This window comes from Allobosea sp. NPDC003192 (assembly GCF_050275675.1).
Classification (GTDB): Bacteria; Pseudomonadota; Alphaproteobacteria; order Rhizobiales; family Beijerinckiaceae; genus Allobosea.
Window position 1 is genome coordinate 15,452 of record NZ_JBNNPK010000013.1, and the last position, 23,593, is coordinate 39,044.

At 66.7% G+C, this 23,593-nt stretch carries 21 protein-coding genes; 8 read left to right on the forward strand and 13 right to left on the reverse strand.

Going from position 1 to position 23,593, the window contains the following annotated elements; translation table 11 throughout:
• Positions 1-85: 85 nt before the first annotated feature.
• Complete coding sequence (locus ACQKLX_RS17870) at positions 86-418, reverse strand: hypothetical protein (RefSeq protein ID WP_427362902.1); 333 nt, start codon at positions 416-418, stop codon at positions 86-88.
• A gap of 91 nt (positions 419-509) precedes the next feature.
• On the reverse strand, positions 510-1,307 hold the full coding sequence (locus ACQKLX_RS17875; RefSeq protein ID WP_427362903.1) for a helix-turn-helix transcriptional regulator: 798 nt from the start codon (positions 1,305-1,307) through the stop codon (positions 510-512).
• 575 nt (positions 1,308-1,882) lie between these two features.
• Here ACQKLX_RS17875 and ACQKLX_RS17880 point away from each other — a divergent pair.
• On the forward strand, positions 1,883-2,017 hold the full coding sequence (locus ACQKLX_RS17880; RefSeq protein WP_427362904.1) for a hypothetical protein: 135 nt from the start codon (positions 1,883-1,885) through the stop codon (positions 2,015-2,017).
• Positions 2,018-2,074: 57 nt separating this feature from the next.
• Here ACQKLX_RS17880 and pncB read toward each other — a convergent pair whose 3' ends face one another.
• From pncB to ACQKLX_RS17900, 4 genes are all read right to left on the reverse strand, one after another.
• The gene (pncB, locus tag ACQKLX_RS17885) at positions 2,075-3,379 is read right to left on the reverse strand and encodes a nicotinate phosphoribosyltransferase (RefSeq protein WP_427362905.1); all 1,305 of its coding nucleotides are present in this window, start codon (positions 3,377-3,379) and stop codon (positions 2,075-2,077) included.
• Between the two features lie 201 nt (positions 3,380-3,580).
• Complete coding sequence (gene pyk, locus ACQKLX_RS17890; protein ID WP_427362906.1) at positions 3,581-5,020, reverse strand: pyruvate kinase; 1,440 nt, start codon at positions 5,018-5,020, stop codon at positions 3,581-3,583.
• 90 nt (positions 5,021-5,110) lie between these two features.
• A complete protein-coding gene (locus ACQKLX_RS17895; RefSeq protein WP_427362907.1) occupies positions 5,111-5,548 on the reverse strand; it encodes a DUF1036 domain-containing protein in 438 nt (145 codons plus the stop codon).
• Complete coding sequence (locus ACQKLX_RS17900; RefSeq protein ID WP_427363044.1) at positions 5,545-6,831, reverse strand: glycerate kinase type-2 family protein; 1,287 nt, start codon at positions 6,829-6,831, stop codon at positions 5,545-5,547. Before ACQKLX_RS17900 ends, ACQKLX_RS17895 begins: the two co-directional genes overlap by 4 nt.
• A 246-nt stretch (positions 6,832-7,077) precedes the next feature.
• On the opposite strand from ACQKLX_RS17900, the gene ACQKLX_RS17905 reads away from it, so the two are divergent.
• The gene (locus tag ACQKLX_RS17905; RefSeq protein ID WP_427362908.1) at positions 7,078-7,863 is read left to right on the forward strand and encodes an N-formylglutamate amidohydrolase; all 786 of its coding nucleotides are present in this window, start codon (positions 7,078-7,080) and stop codon (positions 7,861-7,863) included.
• 79 nt (positions 7,864-7,942) lie between these two features.
• Complete coding sequence (locus tag ACQKLX_RS17910) at positions 7,943-8,185, forward strand: DUF2312 domain-containing protein (protein ID WP_152011935.1); 243 nt, start codon at positions 7,943-7,945, stop codon at positions 8,183-8,185.
• Positions 8,186-8,329: 144 nt separating this feature from the next.
• On the opposite strand, the gene pcaQ is transcribed toward ACQKLX_RS17910, so the two are convergent.
• Complete coding sequence (pcaQ, locus tag ACQKLX_RS17915) at positions 8,330-9,292, reverse strand: pca operon transcription factor PcaQ (protein ID WP_427362909.1); 963 nt, start codon at positions 9,290-9,292, stop codon at positions 8,330-8,332.
• Between the two features lie 187 nt (positions 9,293-9,479).
• Between pcaQ and pcaF the strand changes: the two genes are divergently transcribed.
• The 3 genes from pcaF to ACQKLX_RS17930 are packed head-to-tail and all read left to right on the forward strand — an operon-like array spanning position 9,480 to position 12,106.
• Positions 9,480-10,688 carry a 3-oxoadipyl-CoA thiolase gene (gene pcaF, locus ACQKLX_RS17920; RefSeq protein WP_427362910.1) on the forward strand — a complete coding sequence of 403 codons (1,209 nt, stop codon included), beginning with the start codon at positions 9,480-9,482 and terminating at the stop codon, positions 10,686-10,688.
• A 48-nt stretch (positions 10,689-10,736) separates the two neighbouring features.
• Complete coding sequence (locus tag ACQKLX_RS17925; RefSeq protein WP_427362911.1) at positions 10,737-11,447, forward strand: CoA transferase subunit A; 711 nt, start codon at positions 10,737-10,739, stop codon at positions 11,445-11,447.
• Entirely contained in the window at positions 11,447-12,106 is a 660-nt protein-coding gene (locus ACQKLX_RS17930; protein WP_427362912.1) for a 3-oxoacid CoA-transferase subunit B, read from the forward strand. Before ACQKLX_RS17925 ends, ACQKLX_RS17930 begins: the two co-directional genes overlap by 1 nt.
• A 115-nt stretch (positions 12,107-12,221) precedes the next feature.
• On the opposite strand, the gene ACQKLX_RS17935 is transcribed toward ACQKLX_RS17930, so the two are convergent.
• The 3 genes from ACQKLX_RS17935 to ACQKLX_RS17945 all read right to left on the reverse strand — a co-directional run bounded on the left by ACQKLX_RS17935 (position 12,222) and on the right by ACQKLX_RS17945 (position 16,136).
• Positions 12,222-13,655 (reverse strand): NAD(P)(+) transhydrogenase (Re/Si-specific) subunit beta, encoded by a 1,434-nt coding sequence (locus ACQKLX_RS17935; protein ID WP_427362913.1) that lies wholly within the window; start codon positions 13,653-13,655, stop codon positions 12,222-12,224.
• A gap of 10 nt (positions 13,656-13,665) precedes the next feature.
• Positions 13,666-15,240 carry a Re/Si-specific NAD(P)(+) transhydrogenase subunit alpha gene (locus ACQKLX_RS17940; protein ID WP_427362914.1) on the reverse strand — a complete coding sequence of 525 codons (1,575 nt, stop codon included), beginning with the start codon at positions 15,238-15,240 and terminating at the stop codon, positions 13,666-13,668.
• 308 nt (positions 15,241-15,548) lie between these two features.
• Complete coding sequence (locus ACQKLX_RS17945) at positions 15,549-16,136, reverse strand: nitroreductase family protein (protein ID WP_326875713.1); 588 nt, start codon at positions 16,134-16,136, stop codon at positions 15,549-15,551.
• 197 nt (positions 16,137-16,333) lie between these two features.
• On the opposite strand from ACQKLX_RS17945, the gene ACQKLX_RS17950 reads away from it, so the two are divergent.
• Positions 16,334-17,314 carry a LysR family transcriptional regulator gene (locus ACQKLX_RS17950; RefSeq protein WP_427362915.1) on the forward strand — a complete coding sequence of 327 codons (981 nt, stop codon included), beginning with the start codon at positions 16,334-16,336 and terminating at the stop codon, positions 17,312-17,314.
• 78 nt (positions 17,315-17,392) lie between these two features.
• Positions 17,393-18,001: a glutathione S-transferase family protein gene (locus ACQKLX_RS17955; RefSeq protein ID WP_427362916.1), complete on the forward strand. Its 609-nt coding sequence runs from the start codon at positions 17,393-17,395 to the stop codon at positions 17,999-18,001.
• A 12-nt stretch (positions 18,002-18,013) separates the two neighbouring features.
• Here ACQKLX_RS17955 and ACQKLX_RS17960 read toward each other — a convergent pair whose 3' ends face one another.
• The 3 genes from ACQKLX_RS17960 to ACQKLX_RS17970 form a co-directional block, all read right to left on the reverse strand.
• Entirely contained in the window at positions 18,014-19,747 is a 1,734-nt protein-coding gene (locus ACQKLX_RS17960) for a peptidoglycan L,D-endopeptidase MepK (protein ID WP_427362917.1), read from the reverse strand.
• Positions 19,748-20,005: 258 nt separating this feature from the next.
• Positions 20,006-21,889, reverse strand: a complete 1,884-nt coding sequence (locus ACQKLX_RS17965; protein ID WP_427362918.1) for a L,D-transpeptidase family protein — start codon at positions 21,887-21,889, stop codon at positions 20,006-20,008.
• A 149-nt stretch (positions 21,890-22,038) separates the two neighbouring features.
• A complete protein-coding gene (locus ACQKLX_RS17970; RefSeq protein ID WP_427362919.1) occupies positions 22,039-23,529 on the reverse strand; it encodes a sigma-54-dependent transcriptional regulator in 1,491 nt (496 codons plus the stop codon).
• Positions 23,530-23,593 lie beyond the last annotated feature (64 nt).

Below are 23,593 nucleotides of genomic sequence, written 5' to 3' on the forward strand. Positions count from 1 at the left end.
CATACGGGTCGATCTCTACCGCGAAGCCGGGACTGGCAAGGTGTTCCGGATCGGCTAGCTCGGTGCCTGAGACCGCCGACCCAGCTTACCGCTTGCAGGGCACCGCAGGACTCTGCCCGAAGGCTGGCCACTGCCCGGTCTTCTTCGCGTCGGCATAATAGCCGTCACACATTGACACATAAGTTCCCGTCGAGCGGCTGACGCAGCGCTGGTGAATGGCAGCGCAGGTATACATCTGCTGTTGTTGCGCCTGCTGCTGCCCCCTTTGCTGCTGGCCCAGGGCAGGGGCAACGAGAAGCATGGTCAGCCCCGCCAGAGCCGTTCCGCAGATGATCGCCTGATGTGTCCTCTTATGCATGATGCCGCCCTCCCATGGCCGTTCGAAAGCGTCGTTCGAGCTGGGCAGGGAACTTTTCATGACGCCCCGCTGTCGATAACAGGGCTGATCGTCATCAATCCTGGCCGCATCCAAACCTCTCAAATGGGAGGTGGAGGCAGGCGCATTCGGGCTAGCCAGCGTTGGGGAGTGCCGTGCCGGACAGCAGCGCGACCAGGTCGACCTGGCGGCTGACGCCGGTCTTGGCGAAGACGCCCTTCAGATAGAAGCGGACGGTCTCGCGCGACAGCCCCAGCGCAGCGGCGACCTCGTCGGTCGAGTGGCCTTCCGACAGGCTGCGCGCAACCTTCGCCTCCGAGGGCGTCAGGTCGAACAGGCCGGTGAGAAGCTCTGCGGTGGGGGAGGTCGGACGGTCGAGCTGCGTGACGATCAGCAGGGCCTTCGCCCCGTTGAAGACGTCCCTCGCGCCGCCGGGCAGCGGCAGGACGTGGAGAACGCCGGCAGCGGCTTCGTCGGTCGGGGGCAGCGGGATCGAGCTCGTGCTGTCGCGCCGGCCCAGAGCGGCCAATGTCGTCGCCAGCAACTGGTTGCTGGCGGGATCGGACAGGCCGAGCCTGCCATGGGCGAGAAAGACGACCTGTTGGGGCAGGGCCTGGATGGCCTGGTTTGCGGCCAGGATCCGATCTCCGGCGCCGAGCACCGCCGCCGGCATGCCGGCCTGGCCGAGCGCCTCGACCACGGCGCGGGCCTTTTCGAGGTTCAGCCTGGTCGAGAGGGCGGCGGCGCGGGCAAGATGCGGGCGAATGGCATCCAGCCGTGCGATCTCCTCCGCCGAGACCGGCCCGTCCGAGAAACGCCTTTCCAGGTCGAAAACGGCAATGTCTCCATTCGGCATGGGCAGGATGCTGCCTGCGGCATAGCCAAGACCCTCGGGAAAGAAGAAGGTCGTATAGATGGCGCTCCGCTCCATTTCGGCGCGTCCATACAACTGGTGATTTCCGAAGAAGCCATGATGTTTGGCAGCGATGCCGTGCTTCAATCGGATGTTGTCTTCCTGTGCCTCACGATTCGCGAGGAAACCCTCGAACAAGCTCCTTGCCGCATCGGAGCTGGTCCAGTGCGTGATCTGTCGGGCTGCTGTCGTGAACAGGATTCCGCCGAAGCAACCGGCCAGCTCCGAGACGTCATGCAGGACACCCGGCCACAATTCGGGAATGACAGCCGCCTCGTAGATGCGGTCAATCAGTGTCTCCCGGTCCACCATCAGCTGTCGTCCGGCCAGTGATCGCCTAGAACGTTATTTTCTGCTTGGAATAATGCCAGTTGTCCATGGCAGCTTTCTGGATATCTCCGGAAGGTCGCCTTCACCTTTCTGGCTGCTCCCTCGGAGATGCGCGGCTCGCGCGTGATTGCTGCCGAAACGCCGCTGCATGCGGAGGGAGCTTCGACCATACATGCTGCAACGCTGAGCAAAAAATTCGGCGGCGGTTGCCAGCCAGGCAACCCGCAAACTAATCTCAGCCGATATGTTACTTGGAGAGCTTAATGGACTGGCGGGAGACGGTAGGGATCGCGGCGTTCCTTATGGTTATTTTGATCATCGCTCTGATTGTATTCAATCCTGGATTTTATCTAGCCGTGTTCTGGGGCGTTGGTGTGCTTACAGGAAATGTTCCTTGATCAGCGGCGAGTTTCTGTAACGGAACGAAAGCGGACAAGCTCTTACGAGACCCGTGCTCAAACCCTCACCGCCTTCGCCTTGCGATCCGCCCCGCCGAACACTCTGAGATACCGCGCGATCTCGGCCGGGTCGCCGGTCGCCTTGTTGGGGTTGTCGGAGAGCTTCACCGCCGGGCGGCCATTGGCGCTGACGACCTTGCAGACCAGCGAGATCGGGTCGAGATCGGGCGTGCCGACCGGCGAGCAGCCGACGAAGTCGTTGGTCAGGTTGGTGCCCCAGCCGAAGCCGGTGCGGACGCGGCCGTGGAAATGGCGATAGGCGTCCTCGATCGAGTCGATATCCATGCCGTCGGAGAAGATCAGCAACTTGCTCTTCGGGTCGCGGCCCTGGGATTTCCACCAGTCGATGATCTGCTCGCCGGCCTCGATCGGCGGGGCACTGTCGGGGCGGAAGCCGGTCCAGTCGGCGAGCCAGGCGGGGGCGTCGCGCAGGAAGGCGGTGGTGCCGAAGGCGTCCGGCAGCACGATCAGGAGGTTGCCTCCATAGACCTGGCGCCATTCGTCGAGGACGCGATAGGGCGCGCGCTTCAGCTCCTCGTCGCTGTCGGCGAGCGCGGCCAGCACCATCGGCAATTCATGAGCGTTGGTGCCGATCGCCTCGAGATCGTTCTCCATGGCGAGAAGCACGTTTGAGGTGCCGGTAAAGGTCGGCCCGAGGCCTTCCTTCAGCGCCTCGACGCACCAGCGCTGCCAGAGATGGCCATGGCGGCGGCGCGTGCCGAAATCGGAGATGCGCAGATCGGGCAGCTTCTTCAGCCGTTCGACCTTGTCCCAGAGCTTCGACTTGGCGCGGGCATAGAGCACATCGAGGGCGAAGCGGTCCCAGGTCTTGAGCGCCTGGCGCGAGCGCAGTTCGTTGACGATGGCGAGCGCCGGGATCTCCCACATCATCGAATGGGTCCAGGGACCGGCGAAGGTCAGCTCGTACTGGCCGTCGACCTTGCGCAGTTCGTAGTCGGGCAGGCGGAAATCGGCGAGCCAGGCGATGAAGTCCGGCGTGAACATCTGGGTCTTGCCGTAGAAGCTGTTGCCGGCGAGCCAGATCAGTTCCTTCTTGGTGAAGCGCAGCCCGCGGGCATGGTCGAGCTGGGCGCGCAGCTCGGCTTCTTCGATCACGTCGGCGAGGCGGATCTGCCTGGAGCGATTGATCAGGCCGAAGGTGACCTGCACCTCCGGATGGAAGCTCCGGATCATCTGCAGCATCAGCAGCTTGTAGAAATCCGTATCCAACAGGCTGCGGATGATCGGATCGAGCCGCCAGCTGTGGTTATAGGTCCGGGTGGCGATGTCGGTGAGGGCCATGGGCGTCGCTGGCAGCCGAAAGCGGGAACTCAAGCAGTAGAGCAGAGGCGGCCGCAGGGGAATGGCAGGCGCTCCGTCATGCTCGGGCTTGACCCGAGCATCTCAAGCCGGAAGAGACTCGCAATCTGCGCCATGTCGTCCTGAGATTCTCGGGTCCGCGCTTCGCTTCGCCCGAGAATGACGTCTCCGGCGGCCGCGCGCTCACGCCTGCTCGACATGCTCCTTGGCGACGAAGGCGATGCGAACCATGTTGGTCGCGCCCGGCGTGCCGAAGGGGACGCCGGCAACGACGATCAGCCGGTCACCCTCAGCGGCAAAGCCCTCGCGCACGGCGAACTTGCAGGCGCGGAAGGCCATGTCGTCGATGTCGCTGGCGTCCTTGGTCACCACCGAGTGCACGCCCCAGACCAGGGTGAGCCGGCGCGCGGTCGCGGCGTTCGGCGTCAGCGCGATCACGGTCGAGTTCGGGCGCTCGCGGGCGATGCGGAAGGCGGTCGAGCCCGAGGAGGTCCAGGCGGCGATCGCCTTGAGATTCAGGGCATCGGCGATCTCGTGCGAGGCCTTGGCGATGGCGTCGGCGCCGGTCGCCTCCGGTTCGGCCTTCTGGGATTCGAGGATGGAGCGGTAGACGGAGTCGTTCTCGACCTCTTCGGCGATGCGGTTCATCATCGCAACCGCCTCGATCGGGTACTGGCCGGCGGCACTCTCGGCCGAGAGCATGACGGCGTCTGCGCCCTCGAAGACGGCAGTCGCGACGTCCGAGACCTCGGCGCGGGTCGGGACGGGCGCGGTGATCATGCTTTCCAGCATCTGCGTCGCGACGACGACGGGCTTGCCCATGCGCCGGGCCATGCGGGTAATGCGCTTTTGCGTGCCGGGCACCTTCTCGAGCGGCATCTCGACGCCGAGGTCGCCGCGCGCGACCATGATCGCGTCGGAAGCCTCGATGATCTCCTGCAGGCGCAGCAAAGCCTGCGGCTTCTCGATCTTGGCGAGGGCCAGTGCCCGGCCCTGAACGATCTTGCGCAGCTCCGCCATGTCCTCCGGCCGCTGCACGAAGGAGAGGGCGATCCAGTCGACACCGGCCTCGGCGGCGGCCTCGGCGTCGGAGCGGTCCTTCTCGGTCATGGCCGAGACCGGGATCGTGGTGTCGGGCAGGCTGACGCCCTTGCGCGAGGAAAGCCGGCCGCCGACGATGACCTTGGTCACGGCCTGCTTCGGCGAGGCCTTCTCGACGACGAGGCGGATCTTGCCGTCATCGAGGATGAGGTGATGGCCGGGCTCGAGCGCCGACAGGATCTCCGGATGTGGCAGGTGCACGCGCTTGACGGTGCCGGGTGCCGGATCGGCGTCGAGGACGAAGCGGGCATCCTTCTCCAGCATCACGCCACCGTCACCGCCGAACTGACCGACACGCAGCTTCGGTCCCTGCAGGTCGGCGAGGATGCCGACCGGACGACGGAACTGCTTCTCCAGCCCGCGCAGCATGGCGATCCGGGCCGGCAGGTCCTCGCGCTGGGTGTGGCTCATATTGATGCGGAAGACGTCGACGCCCGCCTTGAACAGGGCTGCACACATCTCCGGCGTCGACGAGGCTGGCCCCAGCGTCGCGATGATCTTGATCCGCCGTTCCCGCCTCATCACGTCATGTCCCCTCGAAACCCAGAGCGCCTGCTTCTTGCAGGCCTTGCCGATTCAAACGATTAGAGCAAGCCACTTGCTGCACCGCGGTCATGGGCGTGGTGCTCCGCCTGCCGTGTCGGTGAGTTGGATCGTCCAGCCCTTCTGCTCGCCGGTGTCGACCTCGAAGAAGCCGGCGCGCTCATAGCCGCGCGCCAGGCAATCCTCGATGCCGCGGATGGTGAACTCCTTGTTGCGCGTGCACATGACGGACTTGCCGGTCCACTCGCCGCCCTTGTCGTAGTCGACGGCATGGACGTAATAGAAGCGCGCCGCCAGCGTGCCGCGCAGCAGGGTCTCGCAGGCACGAGGCGCCAGGTTCCACCAGCCTTCGGTGACCCAGCCCTGCGCATCGCGATAGCCGAGCGCGACGCCGACGCGACTGCCTGTGGTGTTGCACATGCGCAGATCAGCCAGCGCTGGGCCGGCACCGGCCAGGAGCAGCCCGGCTGCAAGCGCTGCTGGAAGAAGATGTCCACCTCGGCTCATGGATCGATCAGAATCACGCGGCAATCGTTGACATTGGTCAGGGTCGGGCCGGTCTGCAACAGGTCGCCGAGCAATGTGAAGAAGCCCGTCGAATCGTTCTGGGCCAGCGATTGGGCAGGATCGAGGCCGAGAGCGCGGGCGCGCGCCAGCGTCGTCTCGTCGATGACCGCGCCGGCTGGGTCGGTCGCCTCGCCGCCGCCGCCATCGGTGCCGTCGGTGTCGCCGGAGAGCGCGACGATGCCCGGCTCGCCGGCGAGCGCGATCGCCAGGGCGAGCGCGAATTCCTGGTTCGGCCCGCCACGGCCATTGCCGGCGATGGTGACGGTGAGCTCGCCGCCCGAGATCAGTGCGGCGCGGCGCCCAGAGGCCTTGAGTTCCCTTGCACGAGCCGCCTGGGCGGCCGCGACGTCGCGCGCCTCGCCTTCGAGGTCGGGGCCGAGATCGATCGGCTCGTAACCTGCGTCGGCCGCGGTCTTGACCGCCGCGGCGATGGCGTCGGCCGGACGGGCGACGATGCGGTACTCGCTGCCGGCGAAGGCGGGATCGCCCGGCTTGGGCGTCTCGCTGGCGTCGTCGGCGAGCAGGGCCTGCGCCGCGGGCGGCAGCGCAAGCCCGTAGCGGGCAACGATGGCGCGGGCATCGGCCATGCTGCTCGGGTCGGGCACGGTCGGGCCCGAGGCGATCGCGGCGGGGTCGTCATGCGGCACATCGGAGACGGCGAGCGTGAGCAGCTTCGCGGGCGCGGCGGCAAGGGCGAGCCGGCCGCCCTTGATGCGCGAGAGGCGCTTGCGGACGATGTTCATCTCGCCGATCGGCGCGCCGGAGCGCAGCAGCGCCTTGTTGACCGCCTGCTTCTCGGCGAGCGCGAGCGAGCCGGCCGGCGCGACCCAGTTGGCCGAGCCACCGCCGGAGAGCAGCACCAGGACGAGATCGTCGGCGGTGGCGGAGGCGGCGAGTTCGAGCGCCCGCGTCGCGCTGGCGATGCTGCCCTCGTCGGGCACGGGATGGCCGGCGGCCAGCATCGGGATATGACGGGTGTGCGCCTCGTAGCCATGGCGGGCGACGGCATGGCCGAGGAAGCGTTCGGGCGGCAGCTTCAGCGTGTCGAGATAATGGGCTTCTGCCAGCACGGTCATGCTGCCGGCCGCCTTGCCGGCAGCGAGCAGGATCAGGCGGCCGTTCGGCGGCGGAGGGGGGAGATGTGCGGCGAGCCAGCTCCGAGGGTGAGCCCGGGCCACGGCCGCGTCGAAAATCCGACGTGCGGTCCGGTGCCGCTCCGCAATTACATCCTGCCGCTGCTCCAAGCGTCTTCCTCGTGCGAATCTGCTGCTGGCAATCGACTTTCGTCTTAGCGTCTTACTAGAGCATGTCCCGGAAAAATGGATACCGCATTTGCGATCAGGATATGTTCCTGGATGGTGGGTTGGTGCGGATTCTTGCTGCGCTCCCGTTCCGAGCCAGGCGAAAGCAAGCTATGTCGCGCAGAAGCGGGCGTCATCCGCGATTTGGTGATGTAATCCGAGGTCATGATGCGCGCGGACGAGGGCCTCCAGAGCGGTGCTCCGGTACGGCAGCCCGGTGAGGTCGAGATCATTGCGGGGGACCAGGCCACGGGCGTGCTGCTGCTCTGCGACCATGCGACGAACGCAATCCCGCCGGAGCTGAACCTGCTCGGCCTGCCGCCACAGCAGCTCGAGCGCCACATCGCCTACGACATCGGCGCCGCCGAGATGACGCGCGCGATGGCACAGGCGCTCGGGGCGCCGGCCGTGCTCAGCAATTTCTCGCGGCTGCTGATCGACCCCAATCGTGGTCGGGACGATCCGACTCTGGTGATGCGGATATCGGACGGAGCCATCGTGCCGGGCAATGCCCGCATCGACGAGGCCGGCATCGCCGAGCGGATCGCGCGCTATTATGCGCCCTATGATGCGGCGATCGATGCCGCAGTGGAGAGGGCGCTGGTCGCTGGCCACCCGCCGGCGATCATCTCGCTGCACTCCTTCACGCCGTTCTGGAAGGGCGTGCCGCGGCCCTGGCATGCCGGCGTGCTCTGGGACAGGGAGGGGCGGCTGGCGCGGGCGCTGATCGCGGCGCTGCAGGCGGAGGGCGACCTGATCGTCGGCGACAACGAGCCTTATAACGGGGGCCTGCCTGGCGACACGATCGATCGCCATGCGACCCGCCGCGGCTTGCTCGACGCGCTGATCGAGATCCGCCAGGACCTGATCGGCGAGCCGCACGCGGCTCGCGGCTGGGGCCTCAGGCTGGCGCGCCTGCTGCCGGGTGCGCTGGCTGCGGCGCGAGAGATGTGAACACAGAGCCGTTCTTGCTTGACCTCGCCGCCCATCCTTGCGAACCCCTGCGGCCGAATTCCGAAGAAGGGTTTTGAGAATGGACGATCCGGTTGCAGGCGATCAGCTCAAGAGCATCGTGCAGCGCATCGAGCGCCTTGAGGAAGAGAAGAAGACGATCTCCGACGATATCAAGGAGGTCTATTCCGAGGCCAAGGCCAATGGCTACGACGTCAAGGTGCTGCGCAAGGTGATCGCGCTGCGCAAGCGCGACCTCGACGAGCGCAAGGAGGAAGAGGCGATCCTCGACCTCTATCTCCAGGCGGTCGGAGAGAGCGCCTGAGGCCGTTGCGCGAGCGCTCGCGCATCGCGTTGTGATCACGCTGGAATCGTCTCGGGCCCTTGCTATAAGCGGCCAGACGAGATGGTTCCGGCGTCGCTGCCTGAGCGGGGTGGCTGCGAGTTGCACTGCCCTGCGCGCTCGAACTCACGATTTGCCGGGCAGATTCCCCATGCGCCAGCTCGCGGCGATTTCCCGCAAAGCCGCGATGAAGATCTGAGCCGATAGTGACAAGACGGCATCGGCGCGCGTCGTCAATCCGACGGGCCCGAGCGTATCCTCGGTATAGGCTGGCAGCAGGGCGAGCAGACCCCGGGCGACATCCTCGGCGACCACGCCCTCGGAAATGAACCAGATCGCATCGGTCTGCAGCAGGTAGCCGCGGGTGAAGGCGTCGGAGACCGTCTCGATCACACCGGCACGAGGCTGGATCGAATTGGCGATCATGTAGCGCTCGACCGTCGAGCTGATAACGGAGCCCGGCGGCGGCATCAGCAATTGATATTGCGCGATCGCGGCTGGGACGAACCCGTCCATCTGCAGCAAGGGGTGTTCCTGCCGGACCACCAGCGCGATCCGCTCGGAATAGAGGTGCTCGAAGTTGAAGCCCGTCATCGTCTCCGGCGCGGCCATGCGCCCGATGACGAGATCGACGTCGCCGAGCCGGAGCTGCGCCATCAGCACATCATTCGCCCCGGTTACGACCCGCGGCCTGAGGCGCTCATAGCGTTGCGTCACCTGGGCTATTGCCGCCGGCAGAATGCGGGCCGACGCCGTTGGCAGCGCACCGACCGTGAAGGCGTGCTCGGGCGACATCTCGTCGCCGCCGACCATCCTCACGCCCTGCTTCAGCGCCGTGACGCTGGCGCTGGCATAGCGCAGGAATATCTCGCCCGCGCCGGTGAGCAGCATGGTCCGGCGGTTGGGCTCGAACAGCGCGACGCCGAGAAGCTCTTCGAGCTCCTGCACGGTCTTGGAGATCGCGGGCTGGCTGACATGGAGCACGGCCGCCGCCTTGACGACACTCTTCAGCTGCGCGACCTCAATGAAACAGCGCAGATGGCGAAACTTGACGCGCCGATCCATCGACGACAGGCGCTCTTCGAACATGGCTCAATAACCCATTGGTTATTATCTTGGGCAGTGATTTCATTTAACATAAGTGTTTGGCTGCTGCATATTCCTCGGCACAAGCAGGCGCCGGCAGCTTTTGCGCTGGTAGTCCAGGTGAAAGACAATTGCCTTCGTCGCATCCGGCGGCGAACGGTGATCGAGGAAACAACAAGGGTTTTCCCGCATGAGCGAAGCCTTCATCTGCGCCTATGTCCGCACGCCGATCGGCCGTTTCGGCGGCTCCCTCTCCGCGGTGCGGGCGGACGATCTCGGCGCCGTGCCGCTGAAGGCCCTGGTTGAGCGCCATCCGCAAGTCGATTTCGGCGCGGTTGACGATGTGATCTTCGGCTGCGCCAACCAGGCGGGCGAGGACAACCGCAATGTCGCGCGCATGTCGCTGCTGCTCGCCGGCCTGCCGAAGGAGGTGCCAGGCACCACGATGAACCGGCTCTGCGGCTCGGGCATGGATGCGGTCATCGCCGCGGCTCGCGCGATCAAGGCCGGCGAGGCCGAACTGATGATCGCCGGCGGCGTCGAGAGCATGTCGCGCGCGCCCTTCGTGCTGCCCAAGGCTGACAGCGCCTTCTCGCGCCATGCCGAGATCCACGACACCACCATCGGCTGGCGCTTCGTCAACCCGCTGATGAAGGCACAATACGGCGTCGATTCCATGCCCGAGACCGGCGAGAACGTCGCCGCCGACTGCAAGATCAGCCGGGCCGACCAGGACGCCTTCGCCGTGCGGTCGCAGCAGAAGGCGGTCGCGGCCCAGCAGAACGGCCGGCTGGCCAAGGAGATCGTGCCGGTCGTGATCCCGCAGCGCAAGGGCGATCCGATCCGCATCGAGATCGACGAGCATCCGCGCGGCGACACCACGCTGGAAAAGCTCGCCAAATTGCCGACGCCGTTCCGCAAGGAGGGCGGCACGGTCACTGCCGGCAACGCCTCGGGCGTCAATGACGGCGCTGCGGCGTTGATCGTCGCCTCCGAGAAGGCGGCGGCAAAATACGGTTTGACCCCGCTGGCACGTGTTCTCGGCGGGGCGACCGGCGGCGTCGCACCGCGCGTCATGGGCCTTGGCCCAATCCCGGCGACGCGGAAGCTCTGCGAGCGCCTCGGCATCAAGCCGACGGATTTCGATATCGTCGAGCTCAACGAGGCCTTTGCCTCGCAGGGCATCGCCGTACTTCGGGACCTCGGCATTGCCGAGGACGGCGCCCATGTGAACCCGAATGGCGGCGCGATCGCGCTCGGCCATCCGCTCGGCATGTCCGGCGCCCGTATCGCCGGTACGGCGGCGCTGGAGCTGTCGCTCACCGGCAAGCGCCGCGCGCTCGCCACCATGTGCATCGGTGTCGGCCAGGGCATCGCAATCGGGCTCGAACACGTCTAAGCGGCAGCAGCCGATGGCGAAATCGAACGGTAACGGGAGAGGAAACGGATGACGCGCAAGGTCTATGACGGCCCGGCTGCGGCCCTTGAGGGGCTGTTGTTCGACGGGATGACGATCATGTCGGGCGGCTTCGGCCTTTCGGGCAATCCCGAGAGCCTGATCCCGGAGATCCGCCGGGCGGGAGTGAAGAACCTCACGGTGATCTCGAACAATGCCGGCGCCGACGGCTTCGGCCTGTGGATGCTGCTGGAGACCCGGCAGATCAAGAAGATGATCGCGTCCTATGTCGGCGAGAACAAATTGTTCGAACAACAGTACCTCTCGGGTGAGCTCGAGCTGGAGCTCAATCCGCAGGGCACGCTGGCTGAGCGGATCCGCGCCGGCGGCGCCGGCATCCCGGCCTTCTATACCCGCACCGGCGTCGGCACCGTCGTCGCCGAGGGCAAGCCGGTCGAGGAGTTCGAAGGCCAGCTCTACGTCCGCGAGACCTGGCTCAGGGCCGATGTCGCGATCGTCAAGGCCTGGAAGGCTGACACGGCCGGCAACCTCGTCTACCGGCGCACCGCGCGCAACTTCAACCCGAACATGGCGACCGCCGGCAAGGTGACGGTAGCCGAGGTCGAAGAGATCGTGCCGGTTGGCTCGCTCGATCCGGAGGCGATCCACACCCCCGGCATCTATGTCGACCGCGTCATCAAGAGCACGATCAACGAGAAGAAGATCGAGAAGCTGACCGAGCGCAAGAGGGAGACCGCCTGATGGCCTGGACCCGTGAACAGGTGGCTGCCCGCGCGGCCAAGGAACTGAAGGACGGCTATTACGTCAATCTGGGCATCGGCATCCCGACGCTGGTGGCGAACTACATCCCCGAGGGCGTCGACGTGACGCTGCAGTCCGAGAACGGCCTGCTCGGCATCGGCCCCTTCCCCTATGAGGGCGAGGCCGACCCGGACCTGATCAATGCCGGCAAGCAGACGATCACGATCCTGCCAAGCTCGAGCTTCTTCTCCTCGGCCGATAGCTTCGCGATGATCCGCGGCGGCCATATCGACCTCACCATCCTCGGCGCCATGGAAGTCGCGGCCAATGGCGACATCGCCAACTGGACCATTCCCGGCAAGATGGTGAAGGGCATGGGCGGCGCGATGGACCTCGTCGCCGGCGTCAAGAAGGTGATCGTGGTGATGGACCACGCCAACAAGGCGGGCGAGTCCAAGGTGCTGGAGCGCTGCTCGCTGCCGCTGACCGGCGCCGGCGTCGTCGACCTGATCGTCACCGATCTCTGCGTCATGACCTGCGACAAGGTGAAGGGTGGACTGACCCTGATCGAGCTGGCGCCGGACGTCACGCTCGACGAGGTCAAGGCCAAGACGGCGGCGCCCTTCACCGTGGCGCCGGAGCTGGCAAAGGCCGCCTGAACCAGCGCCTTCCTGCAAGAACAAAGCCCGCCCGGCGATGTCGCCGGGCGGGCTTTTCTGTTTCTGCCGGGGCCGTCCGTGCAGGCCAGTGAGCCCGGCTGCACCGCCTATGCGATCAGGCGATCTTGGGCAGCAGCTCGTCGAGGCTCTTCTTGGCGTCGCCGTAGAACATCCGCGTGTTCTCCTTGTAGAAAAGCGGGTTCTCAATGCCGGAATAACCGGTGCCCTGGCCGCGCTTGGAGACGAAGACCTGCTTCGCCTTCCAGACCTCGAGCACCGGCATGCCGGCGATCGGCGAGTTCGGGTCCTCCTGCGCCGCCGGGTTGACGATGTCGTTCGAGCCGATGACGATCGCGACGTCCGTATTCGGGAAGTCCTCGTTGATCTCGTCCATCTCCAGCACGATGTCGTAGGGGACCTTCGCTTCGGCGAGCAGCACGTTCATATGGCCCGGGAGGCGCCCGGCGACCGGGTGGATGGCGAAGCGCACCTCCTTGCCGGCGGCGCGCAGCTTGCGGGTCAGCTCCGACACAGATTGCTGGGCCTGCGCCACCGCCATGCCGTAGCCGGGCACGATGATGACGCTGTCGGCGTCGTTCAGCGCAGTGGCAACGCCGTCGACATCGATCGCGATCTGCTCGCCCTCGATCGCCTGCGCCGGTCCGGTGGTGTTGCCGAAGCCGCCGAGGATGACCGAGATGAAGGAGCGGTTCATCGCCTTGCACATGATGTAGGACAGGATCGCGCCGGAGGAGCCGACCAGCGCGCCGACGACGATCAGGAGGTCGTTGCCGAGCGTGAAGCCGATCGCCGCCGCGGCCCAGCCCGAATAGCTGTTCAGCATCGAGACCACGACCGGCATGTCGGCGCCGCCGATGCCCATGATCAGGTGGTAGCCGATGAAGAAGGCGAGCAGCGTCATCAGGAAGAGGGCCCAGAAGCCCGCGCCCTGCACATAGAGGATCAGCAGCAGCAGCGAGAGCGCTGCGGCGCCGGCGTTGAGCATGTGGCCGCCGGGCAGTTTCTTGGCCTTGCCGTCGACCTTTCCGGCGAGCTTGCCGAAGGCGATGATCGAGCCGGTGAAGGTGACCGCGCCGATGAAGACGCCGAGGAAGACCTCGACCTTCAGGATCGAGATCTCGACCCCGGTCTTGTGCGCCAGCACGCCGGCAAAGCCCGTGAGCGCCTCACGGGCGATCGCGTCGAGCTTCATCACCGCAGCGAGTTCGATATGGGCGTTGAAGCCGATCAGGACCGCTGCGAGACCGACGAAGGAGTGCAGCGCCGCGACCAGTTGCGGCATTTCCGTCATCTGCACCTTCATCGCCACCTGCCAGCCGATCGCGGCGGCGATGGCGAACATGACGATGACGAGCCAGAGCTTGCCACTGCCGGGGCCGAAGACCGTGGCGATGACGGCGAGCGCCATGCCGACGATGCCGTACCAGACCGCGCGCTTTGCGCTTTCCTGGTTCGAGAGGCCGCCGAGGGAGAGGATGAACAGGATGGCGGCGGAGATGTAGGCCGCTGAAACGATACCGATGCTCACTGCGGCCCCCTCAGGACTTCTGGAACATGGCAAGCATCCGGCGCGTGACCAGGAAGCCGCCGACGATGTTGATGGAGGCGATCAGCACCGAGATCATCGCCAGGAAGGTGACGAGCCAGCTGGATGAGCCGATCTGCAGCAAGGCACCGAGCACGATGATGCCGGAGATCGCGTTGGTGACGGCCATCAGCGGCGTATGCAGCGAATGCGAGACGTTCCAGATCACCTGGAAGCCGACGAAGCAGGCGAGGGCGAAGACGATGAAGTGGCTCATGAAGCTCACCGGCGCATAGGCGCCTACGATCAGCATCAGCACGGTGCCGACGCCGAGCAGCATCAGCTGGGACTGGGTCTGCGCCTTGAAGGCGGCCGCTTCCTTCGCCCGCTTCTCCTCGGGCGTCAGCTCCTTGGCCTTCTCCTTCGGCTTCTGGGCCGCGATCGCGGCGACCTTGGGCGGCGGCGGCGGGAAGGTGATGGCGCCCTCGAAGGTCACCGTCGCGCCCCGGATGACGTCGTCCTCCATGTTGTGGGCGGGCTTGCCGTCCTTGGCCGGCGTCAGGTCCGTCATCATGTGGCGGATATTGGTGGCGTAGAGCGTCGAGGACTGCGCCGCCATCCGGCTCGGGAAGTCGGTGTAGCCGACGATCGTGACCCCGTTCGGGGTGACGATCTTCTCGTCCGGCTTGGTCAGTTCGCAATTGCCGCCGCGCTCGGCGGCGAGGTCGACGATGACCGAGCCGGGCTTCATCGCCTCGACCATGTCCTTGGTCCACAGCACCGGCGCATCGCGGCCGGGGATCAGCGCCGTGGTGATGACGATGTCGATCTGCGGGGCGAGCTCGCGGAACTTCTTGAGCTGGGCCTCGCGGAACTCCGGGCTGGAGGGGGCGGCATAGCCGCCGGTCGCGGCGCCGTCCTGCTGCTGGCCCTTGAAGTCGAGGAAGACGAACTCGGCGCCCATCGATTCGATCTGCTCGGCCACTTCCGGGCGGACGTCGAAGGCGTAGGTGATGGCGCCGAGCGAGGTCGCGGTACCGATCGCAGCAAGGCCGGCGACGCCGGCACCGACCACGAGCACCTTGGCGGGGGGCACCTTGCCGGCAGCTGTGATCTGGCCGGTGAAGAAGCGGCCGAAATTGTTGCCGGCCTCGATCACGGCGCGATAGCCGGCGATGTTGGCCATGGACGAGAGCGCGTCCATCTTCTGGGCGCGCGAGATGCGCGGCACCATGTCCATGGCGATGACGTTGGCGTCCTTGCCCTTGCAGAGCTCCAGCAGCTCCTTGTTCTGGGCCGGGTAGAAGAACGAGATCAGCGTCTTGCCGGCCTTGAGCCGCTCGGCCTCTGCCGTCTCGGGCGGACGTACCTTGGCGATGATGTCGGCCTCGTCCCAGAGCGTGGCGGCCGTCTCGACGACTGTCACGCCGGCCGCCCGGTAGGCGTCATCGGTGAAGCCGGCGGCGAGGCCCGCTCCGGTCTCGATGAGGCAGTCATAGCCGAGTTTCTGCAGCTGCTGCGCACTGTCGGGGGTCATGGCGACACGCGCCTCACCCGCGAAGAGTTCCTTAGGCGAACCGATCTTCACTACGCTCCCCCTCCTGCTGTGAGCCCGGCCGTTCAGCCTAGCGAGCAACTGCGAAACCTGCAGACATTTCCCTATGGCATCCGACAGGAGCGGCGTCTTTGCAAGCGCCGAGGCGCGCGCTGGACGGCTCGAGCCGCCCGGTTGGCGGCCTTGAAACCAATGTTGGGGAGCTCAATCCCGGCAGGAACAGCCCATTTCAGCGGGAATCAGTGTGCATTGCACAAAAAAACGCCGCCTGGGGGTGCTCCCCCGGCGGCGCTTTATTCTTCACTGTGTTGCTTCAGGCAATCAGCCCGAGCCGCGCCCGGTCAACGATGGGTGCGGAAGCGGAGCTCGTCGTCGATGAAGGTCTTCTCCGCAAAGCCCGCCTCATTCGAGCCGAAGGGCATCTGCGCGGTCAGCTTCCAGGACGCCGGAATGTTCCAGGTCTTGGCGACCTCGGCATCGACCAGTGGGTGATAGTGCTGGAGGCTCGCGCCGATCCCGACATCGGCCAGCGCGGTCCACACGGCCAGCTGCGCCATGCCGGTGGAATGCTCCGACCAGACCGGGAAGTTGTGCGCGTAGAGCGGGAAATTGGCCTGGAGCGCCTTCACCGGCTCCTGATCCTCGTAGAACAGCACGGTCCCGGCGCCGCTGGCGAAGCCTTCGATCTTCTTGGCTGTCCCGGCGAAATCGGCCGCCGGCACGATCGCCTGAAGGGCTTCCTTGGCGATGCTCCAGAACTTGTCGCTCTCCCGGCCGAAGAGAATCACGGCGCGCGAACTCTGCGAGTTGAAGCTGGAGGGTGAGAGGCGAATCGCCTCCCGGATCAGGGCATCGACCTGCGTTTCGGAGATCGGCAGGTTCTTGCCGAGTGCATATTGCGTGCGGCGCTTCTTGAGCTTGTCGAGCATGGCTTCCTCATCTGTGAACGCGTGTGACGCCGGCAGGCCGATGAAACGGGGGCTGTTTGTCTCGGAGCGCGCCTCGGGGCGGCCTTCCTGCGAAAGCGGGATTTGATGAGGGAGAGGTAGCGGTTCACTTGCCGCACCAGAATGCCCATATTGGGCACCAATCTGTTGCTCATCCAGGAACGCTTGCGGAGCACCTCATGTCCGAGATCGACGATATCAGGAGCTTTGTCGCGGTCGTAGATGCCGGCGGCTTCGGCCGGGCCGCGCATAGCCTCGGCCTGGCGAAGTCGATCGTCAGCCGCCGGATCGCCCGGCTGGAGGCCGATCTCGGTACGCGCCTGCTCAGCCGCACGACCCGCGGCGTCGCCGCGACGGAGGCGGGGCTGGAGTTCAAGGCGCGCGGCGAGCGCATCCTGTCCGAACTGGCCGAGGCGCGCGAGGCGGTGGCGCAGCAATCCGAAGGTGTCGCCGGGCGCCTGAGGCTGTCGATGCCGCTCTCCTTCGGCTACCGGCATCTCGCGCCGGTGCTGGCGGAACTCGCCCAGCGGCACCCGAAGCTGGAGTTCGATGTCGAAGCCAGCGATCGTCAGGTCGACCTGATCGGCGAGCGCTTCGACGCCGCTATCCGGATCGGCTCGCTCAAGGATTCCACACTGGTCGCGCGCCGGATCGCGCCGGTGAAGGGTGCGGTGCTGGCGAGCCCGGATTATCTCGCCCGCCTCGGCAGGCCGGAAACGCCGCTCGATATCGCAGGCCATGAATGCCTGATCTATTCCGGCAACAGCGTCGTCGACTGGGGCTTCCGGATGAACCGGCGCTGGGTCTCCGTGCGCCCCTCCGGCCGCCTGCGCTCCGACAATGGCGATACGCTACTGAAATGGGCCGAGGCCGGGCTGGGCATTACCGTGCTGCCGACCTTCATCGCCAGCGATGCGATCCGTGCGGGGACGGTCGAACACATCCTCTGGCGCTATCCGATGCGCGAGAGCGCCTTGTATGTGGTTCGCCCGCCCGGCCCTTACGTGCCCGGCAAGGTCCGCGTGCTGATCGACTTGATGCTGGAGCGCTTCGGCAGCGCCCCCGCCTGGGACCCTTGCCAGGCCGCCGTCGAGGCGAAGATCGCTGCGGGGGAATTATCGCGCGAGGACTATCCCGCCGACGAGCATCAAATGGCGTGAAGTCGAGCTTCACGCGAATTCGCGTGGCAAGGCAGCCGTCAGCAGCCAGTGTTCCACCCATGACAACGGGAGATCGCTATGCTGCTGATTGGAATGCTCGACAGCCCCTATGTGCGGCGCGCCGCCATCACCGGAACCCTGCTCGGCCTCGATTTCGAGCACCGTTCGGTCTCGGTGTTCCGGCACATGCCGGAGTTCCGCAAGATCAACCCGCTGATCAAGGCGCCGACGCTGGTCGCCGATGACGGAACGGTGATCACCGACTCGCTGCTGATCATCCAGCATATGGAGGATGTCGCCGGCCGCTCGCTACGCCCGGCCGACAAGGCGGCGCGGGTCAGGGATCTCAGCCTGACCGGTATCGGCATCGTCGCTGCCGACAAGGCAGTCTCGGTGGAATATGAGCGCAAGCGGCCGGAAGAGAAGCGCTACGACAACTGGCAGGAGCGCATCCTGTCTCAGCTCCATACCGCGCTCGATCTGCTCGACCAGGCGGCAGAGCATGGCGAGATCGGCGCTGGAACAGAACTCAGGCCGGGCGACATCGCCGCGGCGATCGCCTGGGGCTTCTGTCGCTTCGTCATTCCGGAGTTCGTCGAAGCCGAGCGTTGGCCGGCGCTGGCACGTCAGGCCGCAGCTTGCGAGGCATTCGACGTCTTCAGGGCCTGGCCGATCGACAAGGAATAGGCGAGAGGCGGCTCAGTTCTGGACGAAGGTGGTCGGCAGGGCCTTGACCGCCGGGCCGGAGAAGCCGCTGGTGCCGACATCGCTGGGCTCGGCAGCGGAGAAGCCGAGTGCTGCGGCCGGGTTCGCACCGGCGACCCAGCCTTTGGCCTGGGCCTCCGAGCCGGCTTTCGGCTTGGCGGTCGCGACCGTCGTGCGGCGCGGGGCGGGCGCTTCCGGCGCCGCGACAGCGGCGAAGAGCGAATCGAGGCCGGCGCGATCAGCATTGTATTCCGCGGCGATCGGGGTGCTGCGCGGTTGCACGGCGATCTGCGTCGTGGCCGGGCGTTCCGGTGCGGCGCCCGGCGGGCGTGGCCGGATCGGCGGCGGCGGATGATTGACTGCGACAAGCTTGGCGCCGGCGGGCACGGCGTCCTCGGCTTCGTCGCTGAGCCGCAGGCCCTCGGTCGACAGGCTCGCCAGCGCGACCGGGCGGGACGGCGGCAACGGCGCCGAGACGGGCCGGCCGGTCAGGATGGTTTCGAGCGCCGGGGCCGCCGGCAGGTCGGTCGGCCGCCGCGGCGGCAGCGAGGCGAGAATGAGCTTCTGCTCGGCTGCCGGCAGCGGCAGGGCCGAGGCTTCCGCCGCCAGGGCGGCAAGCTGCGGGGAGCCGGCCGGCGGGTTCGGCACGGGCGGGGTCAGGCCGCTCGGGCGTGCGACGGGCAGGGCGGTCGCGATCGGGCTCGGCTTCGGCGGCTCGGGCGGAGCGACCTGGGCAGGAGCGAGCGCTGCGACCTGCGTCTCCTCCGGCGGCTGTGTCGTGGTCGTGGTCGTGGTCGCGCGGTTCGAGCGCTCGCGCAGAACGGCACGGCCGGTCGGCTCGGCGGGCTGTGCGTTGAAGACGGCGAAGCGACCGCCATCGCCGCTGTTGCTGTCGCCGGCATAAGCCATGACGGTAGGCTGCGGCGTCGGCGCGCGGCGGGCGGCAGCACGGCCGCGGGTCGGACGGGCGTCGGCCTCTTCGTCGTCGCCGCCGAACAGTGCGGCCCAGAAGCTCTTGCCGCCGCCGCTCGACGCCATGATCGCGCCTTCGTCGTAGTCCCCGGCGCCATAGCCCATGACCGAGCCGCCGCTGGACAGGATCGCGGCCTTGGCGACCTCGTAGCCGCTGAGCGGCTTGCCGTCGGCGGGCAGATGCACGGTCTGCTCGTCGGGGAAGAGGCGCACGAGCTGGTCGCGGGTCATGCGCGGCCAGGAGCGGACCGAGCCGGCGTCGAGATGGACGAAGGGGGTGTGGGCGCCCGGATAGAAGCCGACGCCGCCACGCTGCATCCGCATCGCCGTCTCGCGCATGCGCGCGGTCGGGGTGTCGGGCAGGTAGAAATCCATCGCCTTGCCGAGCATGTGCTGGCTGTGCTTGGCGACGCCGCGCGAGCGCCGGCGCAGCATCGAATTGGTGCCGGGCGAGCGATAGGCGGAGACGACGTGGAAGGGCTGGTCGGAGCCGACCTTCCGGTGGACTTCCCAGGCGATGTCGAACAGGCGCGGATCCATCCGGATCGGTTCGTCGGTGCGCCAGTCGCGCAGCGCCCAGTTCAGCTTCTCGAGCCCCGAGGAATCGTAGCGGCCATCACGCTTGAAGGTGACGGTCGTCTCCTCCTTGGTGTGCATGTGCTTGATGGTGATGGTGCGGGTGTCGCCGTTCGCGACGGCGTTCTGCGTGCCGCGTGCACCGAGGACCAGGAGGCTCGCGCTGGCGATCAGGAGCAAGCCGACACGTTTGCTGCTCCGCAAAGAATGCGGGAGCCGTGCTGCGATCTCGGCTTTCGACCTGCTCACTCTGCCAGACCCGTCTCGAAGCGCCGGGCGAGCCGGAGCGATAAACGTGAAGGAACAGTTGCCGAGAAGGCTTAACGGGAGGTTACCGGCGAGACAACTCCCCCGCCGGAATCCGGCAAGCAAGATTGCTCGCTACCGGCAGATCGTGGCGAAACCGTGCCGAATGGGACTTTTTCGCAGCCGAACCAGTCAGGAACGTTGCTCTAGCGCGTTCCGGACCAGCCTGTGGAAACCATAGATATCGTCGAAAGTCGTGACGGTGCCGGCTTCGTTTACGACGATGGTCTCATAGACCAGATGGATCGGCAGGGGCTGCGGCAGCTTGATGGTACGCTCGCCGGAGCCGATCAGCCGCTTCAGGCGCTCGCTCGTCCATTCCGGACCGAGCACCTGGTCGGCGAGTGCGAACGGGTTCTCGACGCGCACGCAGCCATGGCTGAAAGCGCGCTTGCCGGCGCCGAACAGGCCGCGATTCGGGGTGTCGTGCAGGTAGACGGCATGGTCGTTCGGAAACATGAACTTGATCCAGCCGAGCGCGTTGCGCTCGCCCGGCGGCTGGCGCACCGAGATGCTGCCGTTCTTGGCCCGTGTCACGACATAGCCGCGCCTTGCAGCGTAGTTCGGATCGTTGGCGAGCCCGGGCAGGAATTCCTTCTTGAGGATCGAGGGCGGCACGTACCAGGACGGGTTGACGACGACGTGCTCCATCCGGTGCGAGAACACCGGCGTCGCCGATTCCGGCTTGCCGACGATCACGCGCGACTCATAGGCGAGCTTGTCGCCGTGCATCACGCGCATCCGGTATTCGGGGATGTTCACGACGATGCGGTTCTCGCCGAGATCGCTCGGCAGCCAGCGCCAACGCTCCATCTGGGCGATGATGTCGCTCTCCAGCCGGGTCGAGCGCGGCATGGCGAGCGCGGCGACCGTCTGGTCGCTGAGCACGCCGTCGGCGCGCAGGCCTGCCTGCTTCTGGAAATCGGCCAGTGCCAGCGCGGTCGAGCGATCATAGACCGGCTCCTCGCTGGCGCCGAGGCCGAGCCGGGCGCGGACGAGCGGCACGCGGACATCGCGCATGCCGACCTTGAGGGCAGGGCCGGCCGGGATGCGAGCGACCGGCGTCTCCGGCTTGTCGGCGCGCAGTTCCGCGAGTTTGGCCTTGAGATGCTGGTAGCCGGCATGACGGGGATTGTAGGCGGCGAGTACCGCGCCGGCGTCGGCTGCGCCAGTTAGCTCGGACAGCACCTCGGTCGCCGAGGGCAGTTCGAGCTTGGGCGTGATCAGCTTGGAGAGACGGCGCGGATCGATGCGGCCGCCCCGGGCGTCGCGGGCATAGAGCACGGCCAGGGCCGAGAGCCGGATATCGGCCGCGGCGAGGCTGTCCTTGTCGCTGCCCTCGAAGACCGGCAGCAGATAGTCACCGGCGCGCAGGCCGTCCTCGCCGGCGCGGCCGAGCCGGGCGACGATCTGCTTGCCGGCGGCGTCGAAATCCTTGCCATCGATCCAGAAGGGCCGGTTCTCGTTGGCGGCGTAGGCGGCGACGATGTCGGCGCGTTCACGGGCGGAGAGGCGTGGCAGAGCCGCCGCAATCTCGGCCTGTGCCGCGATCCGGCCGGATAGTTCGAGCCCGGCCGGCATGGTGACCGCGACCTCGGGAAGCGGCGGCAGATCGATCTGGGCGGGCTTGGCCAATTGCCGTTGCGGCGAGGGCTCGGCCGGCTTCGTCAGGGCCGGATCGACCGGCGGCGTCTCCGGCTCGGGCAGGTCGAGCTCGAATTCGGCCGGGCTGTGGTCCGACTTGGTCGACAGCGCGCCGGTGACGATCTCCTTGGCCTCGGCCGCTTCGGCCGAATGCAGGTCGGTAACCGGACGCAGATCGAGCGCCACCTCGGCCGGGGCAGGGATGTCGAGCTTCTGCAGGCCGGTCTCGCTGTTGAGGATGACCAGGGCCGGCTGCTCGGGCAGCGGCACACCGATGTCGCCCGTTGCCTCCTGGGCGGTCGCGGACGCGAGGAGCAGCGAGAGGCCGAGCGTGGTGGCTGAGACGGTTTCCGCCAGGCGGCGAAGGCGCATCGATAAACTTCCCCAGTCCCTGGCCAATCCACGCCGATAACTGCGTGACTCGGCCTGCTTCGACAAGATGCCGCCCTGCAACAGCGGCCGATATTCGCCCTCCGCACCCGCTCACTGTGGGCTGCAGAACGCGTTTCGATTCGGGCTGATCAGGCGGCGTCGGCGCCGTCGGCGGCGTCCTCACCTTCGATCAGCCCGTAATCCTTGAGCTTGCGGTAGAGCGTCGAGCGGCCAATGCCGAGCTTGCGCGAGATCTCGGACATGTGGCCGCGGTAGTGGGCCAGCGCGAACTTGATGATCTCGCGCTCCAGCTCGTCGAGCGTGCGCATGTCGGAACCGGCGACGAGGTCGAGCGCATTGGGATCGCGCACCGGCACCTGGATGACGCGCGGCGGCGCTTCGCCGCGCGGCTCACTGGCGATCGAGGCCGGCGCCGGCGGGATGCGCACGTCGAAGCCGTCCATCTGCGCCGCGATCTGAGGGAATTCGGCGATGGTGAGCTCGTCGCCATCGGACAGCACCACAGCGCGGAACATCGCATTCTCGAGCTGACGGACATTGCCCGGCCAGTCATAGTCGGCGAGCAAAGAGAGCGCCTCGGCGCTGATGCCGCGCAGCTTGCGGCCTTCTTCGGCGGCGAAACGGGCGAGAAAGCCGCGGGCGAGATCGGCGACATCCTCGCGGCGCCGGCGCAGCGGCGGCAAGGTGATCGGAAAGACGTTGAGGCGGTAGTAGAGGTCCTCGCGGAACTCGCCGCGCTTGACCTGCTCCAGCAGGCTCTTGTTGGTCGCCGAGATGATGCGGATGTCGACACGCACCGACTTCTTGCCGCCGACCGGATCGACCTCGCTCTCCTGGATGGCGCGTAACAGCTTGACCTGCGCATCGAGCGGCAATTCGCCGACCTCGTCGAGGAAGAGCGTGCCGCCATTGGCCTCGACGAACTTGCCGATATGGCGTTCGGTCGCGCCGGTGAAGGCGCCCTTCTCGTGGCCGAACAGGATGGATTCGACCAGGTTGTGCGGGATCGCGCCGCAATTGACGGTGACGAAAGGCTTACCGCGGCGGTCGCTGGAGCCCTGGATGGCGCGGGCCAGCACCTCCTTGCCGACGCCGGACTCGCCCTCGATCAGGATCGGGATGTTGGAGCGGGCGGCGCGCTCGGCGAGCTGGACGACGCGGCCCATGTCCTGGCTCTTGCTGGCGAGATCGCGGAAGCCGAGCTGGCCGGAGGCGCGCCGCTTCATGTAGCGGATCTCGTGCTCGAGCGCGCCGAGCTTGAGAGCGTTCTTGAGCGAGACCTGCAGGCGCTCGGCGCCGGCCGGCTTGACCACGAAATCGACGGCGCCGGCGCGCATCGCCGCCACGACGGTCTCGATCGAGCCGTTGGCGGTCTGCACGATGACAGGCACCTCGCTGCCACGCTCGCGCAGCGCGGCAAGCACGCCCATGCCGTCGAGGCCGGGCATGACGAGGTCGAGGATCAGGCAATCAATGCGGCGCGATTCGTCGACGAGGACCGCCAGAGCCTGCTCGCCCCCCTCTGCCAGCGCAACCTCGTAGCCGAAGCGCTTCAGCATCGCATCGAGCAGCCGGCGCTGGACGGGATCGTCGTCGACGACGAGGATGGTTGCGGACATGAAACCTCGGCAGGCCAGGCGGTTAGCTGGAATCGGCTGTTCCGTTTCGGGTCATCGTCGAGGA